The 16,080-nt window shown below is 58.1% G+C and carries 11 protein-coding genes; 6 read left to right on the plus strand and 5 right to left on the minus strand.

Features of this window, described 5'->3' with window-relative positions; genetic code table 11:
- Position 1 precedes the first annotated feature (1 nt).
- The 3 genes from pgl (at position 2) to M3A44_04940 (ending at position 3,704) form a co-directional block, all read left to right on the plus strand.
- The gene (gene pgl, locus M3A44_04930) at positions 2-745 is read left to right on the plus strand and encodes a 6-phosphogluconolactonase (protein MEQ6340999.1); all 744 of its coding nucleotides are present in this window, start codon (positions 2-4) and stop codon (positions 743-745) included.
- On the plus strand, positions 742-1,788 hold the full coding sequence (locus tag M3A44_04935; GenBank protein MEQ6341000.1) for a glucokinase: 1,047 nt from the start codon (positions 742-744) through the stop codon (positions 1,786-1,788). The genes pgl and M3A44_04935 overlap by 4 nt, the downstream gene beginning before the upstream one ends.
- A gap of 401 nt (positions 1,789-2,189) precedes the next feature.
- The gene (locus tag M3A44_04940; GenBank protein ID MEQ6341001.1) at positions 2,190-3,704 is read left to right on the plus strand and encodes a DnaJ domain-containing protein; all 1,515 of its coding nucleotides are present in this window, start codon (positions 2,190-2,192) and stop codon (positions 3,702-3,704) included.
- A 147-nt stretch (positions 3,705-3,851) separates the two neighbouring features.
- On the opposite strand, the gene M3A44_04945 is transcribed toward M3A44_04940, so the two are convergent.
- The 5 genes from M3A44_04945 to M3A44_04965 all read right to left on the minus strand — a co-directional run bounded on the left by M3A44_04945 (position 3,852) and on the right by M3A44_04965 (position 10,208).
- Positions 3,852-4,172: a non-heme iron oxygenase ferredoxin subunit gene (locus M3A44_04945; protein MEQ6341002.1), complete on the minus strand. Its 321-nt coding sequence runs from the start codon at positions 4,170-4,172 to the stop codon at positions 3,852-3,854.
- Between the two features lie 128 nt (positions 4,173-4,300).
- Positions 4,301-5,737 (minus strand): dihydrolipoyl dehydrogenase, encoded by a 1,437-nt coding sequence (gene lpdA, locus M3A44_04950; GenBank protein ID MEQ6341003.1) that lies wholly within the window; start codon positions 5,735-5,737, stop codon positions 4,301-4,303.
- 3 nt (positions 5,738-5,740) lie between these two features.
- Positions 5,741-6,919, minus strand: coding sequence for a 2-oxoglutarate dehydrogenase complex dihydrolipoyllysine-residue succinyltransferase (gene odhB, locus M3A44_04955; GenBank protein MEQ6341004.1), 1,179 nt, complete (start codon positions 6,917-6,919; stop codon positions 5,741-5,743).
- 10 nt (positions 6,920-6,929) lie between these two features.
- The gene (locus tag M3A44_04960) at positions 6,930-9,779 is read right to left on the minus strand and encodes a 2-oxoglutarate dehydrogenase E1 component (protein MEQ6341005.1); all 2,850 of its coding nucleotides are present in this window, start codon (positions 9,777-9,779) and stop codon (positions 6,930-6,932) included.
- A 90-nt stretch (positions 9,780-9,869) separates the two neighbouring features.
- Positions 9,870-10,208: a type 1 pili tip component gene (locus M3A44_04965; protein ID MEQ6341006.1), complete on the minus strand. Its 339-nt coding sequence runs from the start codon at positions 10,206-10,208 to the stop codon at positions 9,870-9,872.
- 367 nt (positions 10,209-10,575) lie between these two features.
- Here M3A44_04965 and uvrD point away from each other — a divergent pair, with 367 nt between their 5' ends.
- The 3 genes from uvrD to M3A44_04980 all read left to right on the plus strand — a co-directional run bounded on the left by uvrD (position 10,576) and on the right by M3A44_04980 (position 16,014).
- Positions 10,576-12,723 carry a DNA helicase II gene (gene uvrD / locus M3A44_04970; protein MEQ6341007.1) on the plus strand — a complete coding sequence of 716 codons (2,148 nt, stop codon included), beginning with the start codon at positions 10,576-10,578 and terminating at the stop codon, positions 12,721-12,723.
- A gap of 275 nt (positions 12,724-12,998) precedes the next feature.
- Positions 12,999-14,642, plus strand: a complete 1,644-nt coding sequence (locus tag M3A44_04975) for an ATP-binding protein (GenBank protein ID MEQ6341008.1) — start codon at positions 12,999-13,001, stop codon at positions 14,640-14,642.
- Position 14,643: 1 nt separating this feature from the next.
- The gene (locus M3A44_04980) at positions 14,644-16,014 is read left to right on the plus strand and encodes a sigma-54 dependent transcriptional regulator (protein ID MEQ6341009.1); all 1,371 of its coding nucleotides are present in this window, start codon (positions 14,644-14,646) and stop codon (positions 16,012-16,014) included.
- Positions 16,015-16,080 lie beyond the last annotated feature (66 nt).

The following is a 16,080-nucleotide window of genomic DNA, read 5'->3' on the forward strand; positions in this document are numbered from 1 at the left end:
CATGAGCCAATACCCTGTACACATTTATAACGGCGTCGATGCGTTAAGCCGCGCCGCCGCGCAACGCTGGATTGAGCTTGCAGATCAGGCCATCCAGGCGCGAGGGCAATTCCATATCGCACTCTCCGGCGGCACGACCCCGCGCAGCCTGTATGAGCGCCTGACTGCACCGGAGTTTGCCGGGCGCGTGGACTGGCGGCATGTCCATGTCTGGTTCGGCGACGAGCGCAGCGTCCCCCCCGATCACCCCGACAGCAATTACCGCATGGCCTGTGAGGCGTTGTTGAGCCATGTGCCGATTCCGCCCACGCAAGTGCATCGTATCGAGGCCGAGAAAGACGGTGCCGCACAGGCCTATGAGGCCCTGATTACCGCCTCTATTCCAAGTCCTGTAGCAGGCGTGGCGCAATTTGACCTGATCCTGCTCGGGCTGGGACCAGATGGCCATGTAGCATCGCTGTTTCCCGACACAGCCATTCTCCAGGAGCGCATACGCCAGGTTGCTGCCGTGTATGTTGATAAGCTGAACACCTGGCGCATCAGCCTGACGCTGCCGGTTATCGACAACGCCAGGCACATCATGATATTTGTGGCAGGGGCAGGAAAAGCGGAGATCATGCGCCAGATACTCACGGAAGACCCGCGTACCGTACCGTATCCCGTGCAAATGATTCGTCCCGCCGGGATGTTCGATTGGTATCTCGACGCCGCCGCCGCGCAGGCATTGCCGGAGGCCCAGCCATGAGGGTGCTGGCGGGCGATCTCGGCGGCACCAAGACACTGCTGCAAATAGCGGATCTCAACGGCAAAGATTATCAGGTTCTGCACGAGCAACGCCTGGAAAACTGTCATTACAGCGAGTTACTGCCGCTGATCCAGGATTTTCTGCACGCCGCGCCCGTAGCATCCGGCATTGAACATGCCTGCATTGCCGTTGCCGGCCCCATCAGCACAACCGCCACCGGCCAATACGCAAAGGTCACCAATCTGCCTTGGCACATTGACGCCCAGCCGCTCGCCGCTGCACTTAACATCCCCCGGCTGTCCCTGATCAACGACTTTCAGGCGGTGGGGTACGGCATCGAGACGCTTGCAGCGGATGACATTTCTGTGTTGCAGGCCAGCCAGCCACAACCCCATGCGCCACGCATGATTATCGGCGCGGGCACCGGCCTGGGCGTGGGTCAAATGATCTGGCAAGGCGAGCGCTACGAAGTCATCCCCTCCGAGGGCGGCCATGCCGATTTTGCCCCCGTGGACGAAGCGCAGATCGGGCTGCTGCGCTATATGCAGCGCCACTATGCCCATGTCTCCTACGACCGCATCCTGTCCGGACCGGGGCTGGCGCATATCTACTCTTTTTTGCATGAAACCGCCGGCGCATCACCTGCCGAGTTACAGAAAATCATGCAACACCCCGACCCCGGAGCGGAGATCTCCGCGTCCGCCGGTATTGGTGGAGACCCCTTGGCACGCGCCGCGCTGGACATGTTTGTATCGATCTACGGCGCACAGGCGGGTAACCTCGCCCTCATCAATCTGGCCTTTGGCGGAGTCTACATCGCCGGAGGCATTGCCCCCAAAATCCTGAGCCACATCACCTCCGGCGCGTTCATGCGCGCCTTCACCAACAAAGGCAGGATGTCTACGCTGTTGGGCAGCGTGCCTGTGTATATAATCATCAATCCCAAGGTGGGGCTGATGGGTGCGGCGCTGGCTGCGGCGCGTCTTTGTGGAGTGATTGCACAACCAGGCAGTTCCACACCACGCGAATATATTGTCATGTAGAACTGGGCGGTAACCGGCATCAGGATTAAACTTCTCGAGTTCTTGTTACTCTGTGCCAACCCGTAACCCGCATTCCAGGTGATTGGTGTGCAGCGCCACGCTGGGATAAGATAAAAATCAGGGGTGCAGCACGCCGGGGGAGGCTTAGCAGGCCGCCTAGCGTGCACCAAAACCAGTCCTTGTGCCCGTTATGAAAGTAAAACAGCAGGATAAAATACCTTGTATACTATTTGCGTCAGCGCAGCGCCGGGAACACATGATTAAAGCGTGCTGCGCAAGCAGAGTGGGGTGACGGTTATTTTATATAAGTTATTGTTTTTGTATCTTTATATATAAAGATATACTTGCTTTGTAATCAGTAGGCCGGGGGCTCGGCTCCTTCCGCCAGCATCATAAAATAAATGAAAAAAACGCTTTACGATATTTTTGAGGTGAGCCCGGACGCCAATCCTGAGGCCATCAGAAACACTTACAAAAGCCTGGTGCAGCGTCACCACCCCGATAAAAATCAGGGTGATCCGCATGCTGAAGAGGTTCTCAAGGCGATCAACTTCGCCTACGGCGTCCTTTCCGACCCCATGAAGCGCCTGGCTTATGATGCCAGCCTCGCTGCCATTCAGGGCGTGCAAAATCCCGTTATCCCTTCAGAAGATACTCCCCCAGAGGCTGCGGGCAAGCGGGCTGATGCTCGGCGCCGGGGCGCCAATGCCAATGGGGGGGGGGGCGTTTCGGCCTCCGAAACTGTTGAGTCCGAAGTGGAGCAGGTAGTACGTGTGCCCGCTCAGTCAAAGAATCGCCTGGTAGTAATGCTGCTGCTGGCGTTGCTGATAGGCGCCGTTCTGGTGTCGCTGTTGCCGGGAGGAGGTGGCCAGGATGATGTTACCTCACTTGCCGTCACGAAACCCGAGCATAAGCTTGATGTTGCGTCGGGTGATCAGGCAGCGCCAGCACTCCGTTCCTTGACGGAAGTGCGCCCCGTGCCAGACCGGCAGGCGACTCAAATTGCGCGTAGCGATAGTGAGAGACGCGCCAGTACGCAGACTGGTCAGCAAAATGTCGATGCTCTTCCCAATAAGCCGCAGGCTAAGGCTGAAGTGGTCGCCCGAATGCCTATCGTCAGGCAGAACAACGTTGCGGCACAGAGCGCCAAAATTCAACCGACACCCCAGCCCTCCCTTGCTGCACGGAAGGGCATTGAAACGCCTAACGCCAAGCCTAAGGACGCTGTTCATCCTTTGCAGCCGCCTGCCGGGCCGCAGGCCAAGGCGAATGAGGGCAGCAAGAAACCAGTCAGTGAGCAGGGTAAAGCCGTGGCCATCAATACGCAAGGCGATGCAAAGCGCCAAGGTATTCCTGTACGGCCTTCGCCTCAAACGGGAGAGTTACCGGGCAAGGCTGTAGCCCAGGGCACAAAAACTCAACCGACACCCCAGATCTCCCTTGATACACGGGAGGGTGTTAAAACGCCGAATACCAAGCCCAAGGACGTTGTGCAGCGGCCTGCCGCCGATGCAAGTCAGCGAAGTATCCCTCCAGAGCAGTTTGCCCTGCAAGCGGAAGAGTTACCCGACAAAACCGCGGCCCAGAGAGATCCCATGGCACAGTACAAAAAAGGAATAATGTATGAGAAGGGGCAGGGTCTGCCGCAGGATTTCAGTCAAGCTGCCCATTGGTACCGCCAGGCTGCCGAGCAAGGAATAGCCGATGCCCAATATCGTCTCGGAAAACTTTATACCGTGGGCAAGGGTGTGCCGATAGACAATTCCGAGGCCTACGCATGGCTGAGTCTAGCGGCTGCGGGCAACGTCGAAGCGGCGAAACCCATAGTGGATTATCTTGCCAGCACCATGACGCCGGAGCAGCTCGCCAACGCCAAACGCAGGGCGGCGGCATTGCGGGCGCGGCATAAGCGTTAAGAACCTGTTCACGATCTCGATCAAGGGATGCAGCGCAAGGCATAAATGGCCGAAAAAGCGCAGCATACAAGTAGTATGTGAGCATTTTGAGGCCATTTTTAACGCCGCGATGCGCCCTTCAGCGAGATCGTGAACAGGTTCTAAGAGTCAATCCCAGCGGTCGTCCCGCACCTGTATTTCATTATCCTCTACCCGCACCGGGAAAGTGGCGGTGGGCTCATAGGCAGGAGCGGTCAATGCCTCGCCGGTCTTGATGCAAAAGCGTGCGCCGTGACGGGGGCAAACGATGACGTCGCAGTCAATCTTGCCGCCGGTCAACAGCCCCCCGTCGTGGGTGCACACGTCCTCGATGGCGTAATATTCTCCGTCGATATTGAAGGTGGCGATCAGCACGCCATCGACATCGATAACCTTGCATGCTCCAGGGGCGATTTCACCCGTTTTGGCGACGGTGATCCAATCAGACATGATGTTTCTCAAAAGTAGACTCATTGCCGGCTAATCCGACCCACGAATAAGCGGGCCTATATTCAATACTGCTCACTTAACTACCGCGCCGAATAATAACAACATGGATCTCGATTATAGCGCACCAATCAACGATGAATAGCTCGCCCATCCACCGCCAGCGCTGCCTCGCGGAAGGCTTCGCTGAGGGTGGGGTGGGCGTGGGTGGTGCGGGCGATGTCTTCGGCGCTGGCGTGGAACTCCATGGCGGTGACGGCCTCGGCGATCATTTCCGAGGCTTGGGGGCCGAGGATGTGTGCGCCGAGGATGCGGTCGGTGCGGGCGTCGGCGAGGATCTTAACCATGCCGCGCGCATCGCCCAGGGCGCGGGCGCGGCCGTTGGCGCTGAAGGGAAACATGCCTTCGCGAAAGTCCACGCCGTCCGCGCGCAGTTCTTGCGTGGTCTTACCCACCCAGGCGATCTCGGGTGAGGTGTAGATCACCCACGGGATGGTGGCATAACTCACCTCGCTGAATTGCCCGGCGATACGCTCCGCCACGGCGATTCCTTCTTCCGAAGCCTTGTGTGCCAGCATGGGGCCGCGCACCACGTCGCCGATGGCGTAGATGCCGGGCAGACTGGTAAGGCAGTGCTCGTCCACGATGATAAAACCTTGTTCGTCCAGCTTGAGGCCTGCCCCTTCGGCATTGAGTCCTGCTGTGTTGGGCTGACGGCCGGTGGCGACCAGCAGGCGGTCGAAGACCCGCTTGTGTTCGCCTTCTTTATCTTCATAAACAAGTGTGACCTGTTTTTTGCTGGTGCGCACGTGTTTGATCTGCGCACCCAAGAGGATGTTTAACCCTTGCGCAGTGAACAGCCGGTAGGCCTCGGCGGCTAGCTGTTCTTCGACGCGCGGAAGAAAGGCGTTGCTGCGATTGAACATTTCAACCTGCGCGCCGAGCCGCCGCCAGACGCTGCCCAGCTCCACGGCGATCACGCCGGCACCGATAATCCCCAGGCGCTTGGGCGTCTCAGCAAATTCCAGTGCGCCGGTGGAATCGACAATCAGGTTGCCATCGACAGGCGCAAGGGGATGCGGTGCTGATATCGAGCCTGTTGCAATGATGATGTTTTTCGCGTCTACGGTGTGGCTGTTTTTCTCATCCCTTTTTCCCGCCGCATCTTGCGGAATGATCTCTACCTGATTATTGCCCAGCAACTGGCCATGCCCTTGCAGCCAGTCGATCTTGTGTTTGGCAAACAGCAGGGCGATTCCGTCGGTGAGGGTATGCACGATGCCGTCCTTGCGCGCGACCATCGCCGGGACATCCATCGTTGCACCTTGGACTTTGATGCCATGCGCCGCCAATTCGTGCTGGATTTGATAATAGTGATGCGAGGAATCCAGCAATGCCTTGGAGGGGATGCAGCCGACATTGAGACAGGTGCCACCCAACGCGGGCCTTCCCTGCTTGTCGCACCAGTTGTCGACGCATGCCGTGCGCAGGCCAAGCTGGGCGCAACGGATCGCGGCGACATAGCCGCCCGGCCCACCACCAATCACAACTACATCGTAGTTATCCATGGATTACACCTGCAAGAGCATACGGGTGGGATCTTCCAGCGCTGCTTTTATCGCCACCAGAAAACGCACCGCCTCCTGGCCGTCGATGATGCGATGATCGTAGGAAACGGCGAGATACATCATGGGGCGGATGACAATTTGACCGTCCACCACCACGGCACGCTCCTCAATCTTGTGCATACCTAGAATGGCGCTTTGCGGCGGATTCAGGATGGGTGTTGAGAGCATTGATCCGAATATGCCGCCATTGGTGATGGTAAATGTGCCGCCGGTGAGTTCTTCCATGGACAGCTTTCCATCCCGCGCCTTTTGCGCGTATTCCGTCACCCGCAATTCCAGGTCGGCGAAAGACAAGGCGTCAGTATCGTGGATGATGGGTACTACCAGGCCGCGCGGCGTGCTCACGGCCACGCCAATGTCATAATAGCCGTGATAGATAATATCATTGCCGTCGATGGAGGCGTTGATCACCGGAAATTGTTTGAGGGCGTCGGTGGCGGCCTTGATGAAGAAGGACATGAAGCCGAGTTTGACGTTGTACTTTTTCTGAAAGTCCTGCTGGTAGCGGGTGCGCAGCTCCATCACGGGCTGCATGTTGACCTCGTTAAAGGTGGTCAACATGGCGGCGCTGTGTTGTGCCTGCACCAGCCGCTCGGCGATGCGCGCGCGCAAACGCGTCATGGGAACGCGCTGCTCAATGCGGCCCGAGGTGGATTCTGGGGGCGTGCTTACTGGCGGTGTCGCCACTGGTGCTGCTGTGGCGTGCTCAAGATGACGCAGCACATCTTCCTTGGTAATGCGCCCGCCACGGCCTGTACCCGCAACTTGCGTGGCATCCAGTTGATGTTCGGCGACCATCTTGCGTACCGCCGGGCTCAGCGCTTGCAGCACAAGCTGGGGCGCTGGCATGGCTGCAGTTGCACGCGTCTCGAGTGGCTGGGTCTGTGCGGTATCGACAATGGCAATCACCTCGTTGCTTTTGACAATCGCGCCGTCGCTCTTCTTTATCTCGGCAAGCACGCCATCTTGCGGTGCGCCGATTTCGAGCACTACCTTGTCGGTTTCAAGGTCAATGAGATTTTCATCGCGGCGGACAAATTCGCCCACTTTTTTATGCCACCGCACCAGCGTGCCTTCCGTTATGGATTCCGACAATACAGGTACTTTCACTTCGATCAGCATAAATACTCCATCAAGCAATGCGTTTCTTTTCTGCCACGGTATTTTTTGAAAATTCCAGCGCTGTATTAATCAGTTGGGTTTGTTGTTCCAAATGCTTGCTCAAATAGCCTTCGGCGGGGGCGGAATAACTCGGTCGTCCGGCATAGCTCAAGGTCTGTTTGGGCTGGAGGTGTTCGCGCAGGCAGTGTTGCATATAATTCCACGCGCCTTGGTTCTCGGGCTCTTCCTGGCACCATACCACCTCGCGCGCCTTGCGGAAACGGCCAAGCTCCTGACGCAGCTCATCCGTGGGCAAGGGATGGAGCTGCTCAATACGGATGATGGCGATATCGTCGATCTTGCGCGTGCGGCGCACCTCCAGCAGCTCATAATATATCTTGCCGCTGCATACCACGACGCGTTTTACTGTGTTCACATCAAGGGTGTCGCATTCACCTATCACGTTTTTGAAACCGGAGGTGGCAAGCTCCTCCAAGCGAGAGGTGGCCAGCTTGTGCCGCAGCAAGTTCTTGGGTGTCATGACGATGAGTGGCTTGCGGTAAGGCCGCAGCATCTGGCGCCGCAGCAGGTGAAATATCTGCGCAGGCGTGGACGGCACACAAACCTGCATGTTGTCATGCGAGCAAAGTTGCAGATAGCGTTCGAGCCGGGCGGAAGAATGTTCCGGCCCCTGGCCGTCATAGCCATGCGGGAGAAACAGTGTGAGGCCGCACAAACGCCCCCATTTGACTTCGCCGGAGCTGATGAATTGATCGATGACCACCTGCGCGCCGTTGGCAAAATCGCCAAACTGTGCCTCCCATATCACCAATGACTCAGGCGAGGCTGTCGCATAGCCATATTCGAATCCGAGCACGGCCTCTTCAGACAGCAAGGAGTCGATGACGATAAAGTGCTGTGCCTGATTATCCGCCATGTGTTGCAGAGGCACATACGTGCTGCCATCCTCCTGATGGTGCAGCACGGCATGGCGATGAAAGAATGTGCCGCGGCCGCTGTCCTGCCCGGAAATCCGCACTGGATACCCGCTCTTGAGCAGAGTGGCATAGGCCAGGGTTTCTGCAAAACCCCAGTCCATCGGCAGTTTGCCGGTGGACATGTCGTGCCGGTCTGTCATGATCTTGGCCACTCGCGGATGTAACTTGAAATCATCAGGCAGTTGCAGTAGTTGCTCTGAAAGCATCCTGATTTCATCCGTGGACACGCGGGTATCTGTGGGGTGTTGCCAGTGCTTCCCCAAATAAGGCGTCCAGTTCACCGCGTATTGATTGTCCACGCCAGCGTGAATCTCCCGCGCCACGCTGCGGCCTTCATCCAGGGCAGTCCTGTAATCGGCGACCATGGCCTCGGCTTCATGCGCGGTGATTGCGCTTTCACCGATCAGGCGTTCGGCATAGAGCTTGGCCACCCGCGGGTGCTGATGGATCTTCCGATACATGAGGGGTTGCGTCACCGCCGGCTCGTCGGCCTCGTTATGCCCATGGCGGCGGTAACACACCAGGTCGATCACCACATCGCGGTTAAATTGCATGCGATAGTCGAGTGCCAGGTGAGTGACATAGGTCACCGCTTCGGGATCATCGCCATTAACATGAAAGATCGGTGCCTGCACCATCCGCGCCACATCCGTGCAATACACACTGGAGCGGGCATCATGGGGATCGCTCATGGTAAAGCCGATCTGGTTGTTGATAATGATATGCACGGTGCCGCCAGTGGTATAACCGCGAGCCTGCGACATATTCAAGGTTTCCATCACCACGCCCTGCCCGGCAAAGGCGGCGTCACCGTGAATCAATACCGGCAACACCTGATTGCCCGCAAGATCCCTGCGCCGGTGCTGGCGGGCGCGTACCGAGCCTTCCACAACCGGATCGACGATTTCCAGGTGCGAAGGATTAAAGGCCAGCGCCACATGCACCGCCCCGCCAGGTGTGCTGATATCGGAGGAGAATCCCTGGTGATATTTCACATCGCCGCAGGAATGCCTGCTGGTGAGATCGCACTTGCCCTCGAATTCCATGAACAGATCCCTGGGTGATTTGCCCATGATATTCACCAGCACATTAAGGCGGCCGCGGTGCGCCATGCCTATCACCACCTCTCGCACGTTTTGTCCGCCCGCACGCTGGATGACCTCATGCAGCAAGGGAATGAGGCTTTCCCCGCCTTCCAGGGAAAATCTTTTTTGACCAACGTATTTGGAGTGCAGGTATTGTTCAATGCCATCGGCAGCGGTGAGCCTTTCCAGAATCCGCCTCTTGAACTCGGGTGAAAGCTCCGGCTGGCCGTGACTGTTCTCCAGGCGTTTTTGTATCCAGCGTTTTTGTTCTGTATCGGTGATATGCATATAGTCGGCACCGATGTGCCCGCAGTAGATCTCCTGCAAGCGTTGCAGGATGTCGCGCAACGTGGCCTGGGCAGGACCTTCCAGGGAGCCGGTACTGAAAAGGGTGTTCATGTCGGCTTCTGTGAGGCTGTGAAAGGCAAGATCGAGATCTGGCAACGGGACGTGTTCGGTCAGGCCCAGCGGTTCAACATCGGCCTGTTGGTGCCCGCGCACGCGGTAGGCATCGATGAGTTGCAGCACGGCGACTTGCTTGCCGACCTGCTCCGCCACTGAATGGTCAGGCGCTGCCCTCTTGGCTACCCCTTTGGAGTGCTGGATAAACATGTGGCGGATGGCTTCGTGATCGGGTTCCTGGAACGCCGCCGCGGCGAACGGCTGCAAACCCTCAAAATAGTGCCGCCATGCCGGATCGATGGAGGCCGGATCGTTCAGGAAGCGGCGATAAATCTCTTCGACAAAGCCGGCGTTGCCTGCATAAAGGTAACTGTTATCCGAATCCTGATTCGCCATGTCCTGGTATAGCCTTTCTTGTGTTAAGAAAACCCCGTCACTACTTTTTCGCCCGCTTGCCTCATTAACTTTAATGGCTGCGCCAATTCCCTATTGCGAAGCCAGCTCATTTTCCAGTTTGAGGGTATGTTTTTTGGTCAGATCCAGAAAGAGCCCGGTATTACCTATATCCTCGTAGATAGGGTCACCCTGGTCATCCTCGGCGATCACGCGATTGCCCGGCACATAAGGCAGCGCCGCCTCCAGTTCGTCCAGCGCTGCGGACAGCAAATTGGTGATAATCTGCGTCTCCGTGACAGCCGGGTACATCTCCGCCAGTGCCGCAATCCGTGCAGCATCGTGTATCGGAAGCCTGACATGATGTTCTTGTGCGGCAAATTTGGCGTGAGGGGCGGTTTCCCACTCTGTTATCAAGTTCTTAATCTTCATTTGAAGTTCTCCTTGATGCTGGCAATATCTGAACCTAATAACGGCAGTTGACCGCTTTTTTGGGCGGTTAGCAATATGTTTTTGAACGGGTTCTTTATATTTTGCGAGTTCATCTTTCTGGTGAGCCCGCTACGGAGCGGATTGCACGGTTTTCAGTGCGCATGGCAGCGTTGCAACTCCTTGGAATGGCATTGCCACCTTCACGGTGGAACAACCATTCCGCGTCGTTGCGCCTCATTGTGCCCTTCACGGGTATGCCCTGCACCCCGAAAACCGCACACCCCACCCCGTCCAACTGCCGTTTTTAGGTTGAAATGGTATCAGAGTCTTTCAAAATATGACCCATCGAATCTGGTAGAATTCAATTATGGACGTTTCTTATATTCTCGATGACCTTAACGATGCCCAGCGCGAGGCCGTGGCCGCGCCTCCCGGCCATCTGCTGATACTGGCTGGCGCGGGCAGCGGCAAGACGCGCGTGCTGGTGCACCGCATGGCGTGGTTGATTGGCGTGGAGGATGTCTCGCCACACAGTATCCTGGCGGTGACCTTTACAAATAAGGCCGCTACGGAAATGCGGGGACGCATTGAACAGATGCTCAATCTCTCGGCGGGCGGGCTGTGGGTGGGCACGTTTCATGGTCTGGCGCACCGCCTGCTGCGTACCCACTGGCGTGAGGCGGGTCTGCCGCAGGCGTTTCAAATTCTCGATAGCGACGATCAATACCGCGTGGTGCGCCGCATCATCAAGGCGCTGGAACTGGACGAGGCGCGCTGGCCACCCAAGCAGGCGCAGTGGTTCATCAACGGCCGCAAGGACGAGGGCCTGCGTCCGCATCACATCCCGGACAATGGCGACCCCTTCACGCGCCAGATGGTCCGCATCTACCAAGCTTACGAGGAGACCTGTCAGCGAGGCGGGATGGTGGATTTCGCCGAACTGCTGCTGCGCGCGCTGGAAATGTGGCAGAAGCACCCCGAGGTGCTCGCCCACTACCGGCAGCGCTTCCGCCATGTCCTGGTGGATGAGTTTCAGGACACCAATGCCATCCAGTATGCCTGGATCAAGCTGCTCGCCGGGGACACCGGCAAGCTGTTCATCGTCGGCGACGACGACCAGTCGATCTACGGCTGGCGCGGAGCGCGCGTCGAGAATCTCCAGAGCTTTAGTGAAGATTTCCCCTCCACCCGCGTGCTGCGTCTGGAGCAGAACTACCGCTCCACTGGCGTGATTCTCGCTGCCGCCAATGCCCTGATCACTAACAACCAGGGCCGCCTTGGCAAGAATCTGTGGACTGCGGGTGAGCAGGGTGAGCCGATCCAGTTTTATACCGCCTTTAATGACCTCGACGAGGCGCGTTTCATCGTGGAGCGCATCCGGCAGTGGGTGGAGCAGGGCAATGCGCGCCGCGAGGCAGCGCTGCTATATCGCTCCAACGCGCAGTCGCGGGTGCTGGAGGAGGCGCTGCTGAGCGCCGGGATGCCTTATCGGGTGTACGGCGGCCTGCGTTTTTTCGAACGCGCCGAGATCAAGGACGCACTGGCCTACCTGCGCCTGATCGCCAACCGCGAGGATGACAGCTCATTTGAACGGGTGGTGAACACGCCCACGCGTGGCATTGGTGAGCGTGGCTTGGGGCTGGTGCGCGACCATGCCCGGCAACATAACACCTCGATGTGGCAGGCGGCGCACGGCGCAGGTGCCAAAGCTGTTGCCGCCTTCATCGAACTCATCGAACGGCTCGCGTGCGATACGGAAGGATTTGCGCTCGCCGAGCAGGTTGAGCATGTGGTGGCGCGCAGCGGCCTGCTTGACCATTACCGCAAGGAAAAGAGCGAAAAGGGAGAGGCGCGGGTCGAAAATCTGGAAGAGCTGGTCAACGCGGCGCGTCAGTTCCAGTACGACGCGGATTCCGGCATGACGCCGCTCCAGGCGTTCCTCTCGCACGCCGCGCTGGAGGCGGGCGAGGGCCAAGGCAATGCCTGGGATGATTGTGTGCAGCTCATGACCCTGCATTCGGCCAAGGGGCTGGAATTCCCGCTGGTGTTTCTGTGCGGCATGGAAGAGGGCCTGTTCCCGCACCAGATGTCCGCCCAGGAGCCGGGACGGCTGGAGGAGGAGCGTCGCTTGTGCTATGTGGGCATCACCCGCGCGCGCAAACACCTGTTCCTGACCTGTGCCGAGCGGCGCCGCCTGCATGGCACGGAAGCCTATCCACAGCCCTCGCGGTTTATCGGCGAAATCCCCGCCGAACTGTTGCGCGAGGTTCGTCCACGCGCTTCCGTTACCCGTCCTCTCTCCGCCGGCGGCTATGCCGGTCACCGCATGGATGAACCTCCCACCGACGCACTGATTCGCCCGCGCCTGGGTAGCCGCGTAACGCACGGCAAATTCGGCGAGGGCGTCATCCTTGGCTACGAAGGTCAGGGCGAACACGCTCGCGTACAGGTCAATTTCAAGCATACCGGCAGCAAGTGGCTGGTGATGGCGTATGCCAACCTGCAAGTGGCTTAGGCGCCTAATGCTAAAAACGGCCACTCACTACAGTGTGTGCAGAGAATGCAGAGGAAAAACAAAAGCTTGATAAGGTGTGCTGTGTCCCCTGCTGGGAAGATGTGTTTGTTGCGCTACCCCTCAGAATTTCTTTGCGTCCTCGGCGTTCTCTGCGGTTCAATAGCTTCTTTCTAGAATAATTCGCCAATGTACTGGAACCCTTTAGAGTATTAACCTTCTGGCCGATACAATTCCAGTAACAACGGAATTCATCTACCCTAAAGGGCACAAAAGGAATGCTCGCCAGGACGCTCGACCAGCACCCTAATGCGCACACACCAGCGGATACTGTCAGCCAGGGTTTTTCCAACACCTGGCGGCTGTTGCATCTGCTGAATATCTATCGCGTTGCGATTGCCACTCTGTTTGTCATCCTACCCTGGGCCGGTGCTGAAATAAGGCTGCTGGGCGATGTGGCCCCCGCGCTATTTTCGACTGTGAGCGCGGCGTACCTGATATTCGGCATCAGCAGCGTTGTGGCCACCCGCTGGCGCTGGCCTGCCTTTAAGGCTCAGGTTTTCACACAGGTATTGGTGGATATCCTTGCCATCACGTTGATCATGCACGCCAGCGGGGGTGTCGGCAGCGGGCTGGGCATGCTGTTGTTGATCGCCATTGCCGGCGGCGGTATTTTGATGCCGGGACGCACCGCGATTCTGTTCGCCGCCACGGCCACGCTGGCCGTACTCGCCGAACAGATATACGCCCAGGTGGCATTCACTCCCTCTTTGCCCAACTACACACAGGCCGGTCTGCTGGGCGCGACGTTTTTCGCCACGGCACTTTTGACGCACGTGCTGGCCCGACGCATCCGCGACACGGAGAACCTGGCGGCGCAGCGTGGGGTTGATCTGGCGAATATGCAACAGCTCACCGAGTACATCATTCAGCGCATGCAAACCGGCGTGCTCGTTGTCGATGCGCAGGAAAAAGTGCGCCTGATGAATGAATCGGCGCGACATCTGCTGGATGTCCCCGCCGCCAAGGCCGCAAACCCGATGCTTGAGCAGATTTCTCCTGTGCTTGCCGGTCAATTACATGTCTGGCGGGCCTATCCCGAAGAGGAGCCGCATACCTTCCGCCCCAACGCGACTGCCGCCGCTCTGTTGCCGCGCTTTGCGCGCATGGAAACAGGCCCGTCCTCGGGTATCCTCGTTTTTCTGGAAGATACCGCTGTGATGGCACAACAGGCGCAGCAGATGAAGCTGGCCTCACTAGGCCGGCTCACCGCCAGTATCGCTCATGAAATACGCAATCCGCTGGGCGCTATCAGCCACGCCGGTCAACTGCTTGCTGAGTCTCCCGCCCTGGATAAAAACGATGTGCGTCTTACACAGATCATCAGCGAACAATCGCAACGCGTGAATGCGATCATCGAGAACGTGATGCAACTCAGCCGCCGTGATCGTTCCCGTCCGCAGGAGTTTGCCCTTAAACCCTGGCTGGAGCGGTTTGCCGAGGAATTTCGGGCCAGCGAGAATATCTCAGCGGAATGGCTGGGCATCGATATAGACCCACCGTATGTCGAAGTTCGTATTGATCCCAGCCAGTTGCACCAGATTCTTTGGAATCTGTGCGAGAATGCGTTGCGCCATAGCGCCGATCGCCCACAAGTTGAATTGCGTGGTGGTCTGGTGCCAGAGAGCCATGTCCCCTTTCTTGAGGTGCTCGACAGCGGCCCTGGTATCACAGCAGATGCCGCCGAACACATCTTCGAGCCCTTCTTTACTACCAACCCCAAGGGCACCGGCCTGGGACTGTATATTTCCCGTGAACTATGCGAATGCAACCAGGCACGCCTTAATTACCGCGCACGGACGAACGGCGGGAGCTGTTTTCGTATCACCTTTGCCGACCCCCGGCGCAGACAGGTAGCTTAGAATGACCCGCCACCTCGCCCTGGTCGTAGATGACGAACCGGATATCCGTGAACTGCTCGAACTCACGCTCGGGCGCATGGAGATCGATACCTTTGCCGCAGAAAACCTGACGCAGGCGCGCGCCTTGTTGGCCCAGCACTCTTTTGACCTCTGCCTGACTGACATGCGCCTGCCGGACGGCAGCGGTATGGAGCTGGTGGAGTATATCCAGAAAAACCATGTCAGCCTGCCGGTCGCGGTAATCACCGCCCACGGAAGCATGGAGATGGCCATTAGCGCACTCAAGGCCGGGGCGTTCGATTTCGTCTCCAAGCCAGTGGATTTGCATGTGCTGCGCACGCTGGTCACCGCCGCGCTGAAATTGTCCGAACAGTCCGCCCCGTCTGGGGGATATACGGGCGTCCGGGAACGGCGTTCACGGCATATTCTGCTCGGTGACTCCGCCCCCATGCAGGCAATCCGCGCCACGATCGCCAAGCTGGCACGCAGCCAGGCGCCGGTTTATATCAGCGGGGAATCAGGGACGGGGAAGGAGTTGATCGCACACCTCATCCATGACAAAGGACCACGCGCCGACGGTCTCTTCGTGCCGGTCAACTGCGGTGCCATCCCCGAGCACCTCATGGAAAGCGAATTCTTCGGCCATAAAAAGGGTAGTTTCACAGGCGCTGGAAGCGACAAGGACGGTCTGTTCCAGGCGGCCCATGGCGGCACCCTGTTTCTCGATGAGGTCGCCGACTTGCCGCTGCACATGCAGGTCAAACTGCTGCGTGCCATCCAGGAAAAGGCTGTGCGGCCCGTTGGCGCGCAAAAAGAGGCGCCCATAGACGTGCGCATTCTGTGCGCCACCCACAAAAACCTCGCCGCACTGGTGAAGGAAGGAGCATTCCGCGAAGATCTCTACTATCGCCTCAACGTCATCGAACTGCATGCCCCCAGCCTGCGCGAGCGCCGCGAGGACATCCCACTTTTAGCGGAGCATGTACTGAACCGTCTCGTCCCGCCAGGGACGGCCATCCCTGCTTTGAGCCAAAATGCACATCAGGCGCTGAGCGGCTATTCCTTTCCCGGTAATGTGCGCGAGCTGGAAAACATCCTGGAGCGTGCCATTACCCTGTGCGAGGGCAATGCCATCCAGGTGACTGACCTCCATCTGCCCCGTACTCGCGAACCGGAAATCCCTGAGCCAACCGCACCGCCTACCTCGACTACCGCTCCCCTGCCCCTAGCACCCTATCTCGACACCATCGAGAAAGACACCATCATGAAGGCCCTGGAACAAACCCGTTACAACAAAACCGCCGCCGCCAAAGTGCTCGGCATCACCTTCCGCGCACTGCGATATCGGCTGAAGAAATTGGGCATGGAGTAATTTGAGGGGGTCGTTGTTTTACAGTGCTTGCTGGCTTATGGTCCAATCATATGGTTTTGGATAAAC

Source organism: Gammaproteobacteria bacterium (assembly GCA_040183005.1).
GTDB lineage: Bacteria > Pseudomonadota > Gammaproteobacteria.

What these genes read in the sequence shown, in the direction of transcription:
- M3A44_04980 (MEQ6341009.1), top strand. Translation starts at nt 14,644, where the DNA reads ATGACCCGCCACCTCGCCCTGGTCGTAGATGACGAACCGGATATCCGT.
- odhB (MEQ6341004.1), bottom strand. Translation starts at nt 6,919, where the DNA reads ATGCTGATCGAAGTGAAAGTACCTGTATTGTCGGAATCCATAACGGAA.
- M3A44_04960 (MEQ6341005.1), bottom strand. Translation starts at nt 9,779, where the DNA reads ATGGCGAATCAGGATTCGGATAACAGTTACCTTTATGCAGGCAACGCC.
- M3A44_04965 (MEQ6341006.1), bottom strand. Translation starts at nt 10,208, where the DNA reads ATGAAGATTAAGAACTTGATAACAGAGTGGGAAACCGCCCCTCACGCC.
- lpdA (MEQ6341003.1), bottom strand. Translation starts at nt 5,737, where the DNA reads ATGGATAACTACGATGTAGTTGTGATTGGTGGTGGGCCGGGCGGCTAT.
- M3A44_04975 (MEQ6341008.1), top strand. Translation starts at nt 12,999, where the DNA reads ATGCTCGCCAGGACGCTCGACCAGCACCCTAATGCGCACACACCAGCG.
- uvrD (MEQ6341007.1), top strand. Translation starts at nt 10,576, where the DNA reads ATGGACGTTTCTTATATTCTCGATGACCTTAACGATGCCCAGCGCGAG.
- M3A44_04935 (MEQ6341000.1), top strand. Translation starts at nt 742, where the DNA reads ATGAGGGTGCTGGCGGGCGATCTCGGCGGCACCAAGACACTGCTGCAA.
- M3A44_04940 (MEQ6341001.1), top strand. Translation starts at nt 2,190, where the DNA reads ATGAAAAAAACGCTTTACGATATTTTTGAGGTGAGCCCGGACGCCAAT.
- pgl (MEQ6340999.1), top strand. Translation starts at nt 2, where the DNA reads ATGAGCCAATACCCTGTACACATTTATAACGGCGTCGATGCGTTAAGC.
- M3A44_04945 (MEQ6341002.1), bottom strand. Translation starts at nt 4,172, where the DNA reads ATGTCTGATTGGATCACCGTCGCCAAAACGGGTGAAATCGCCCCTGGA.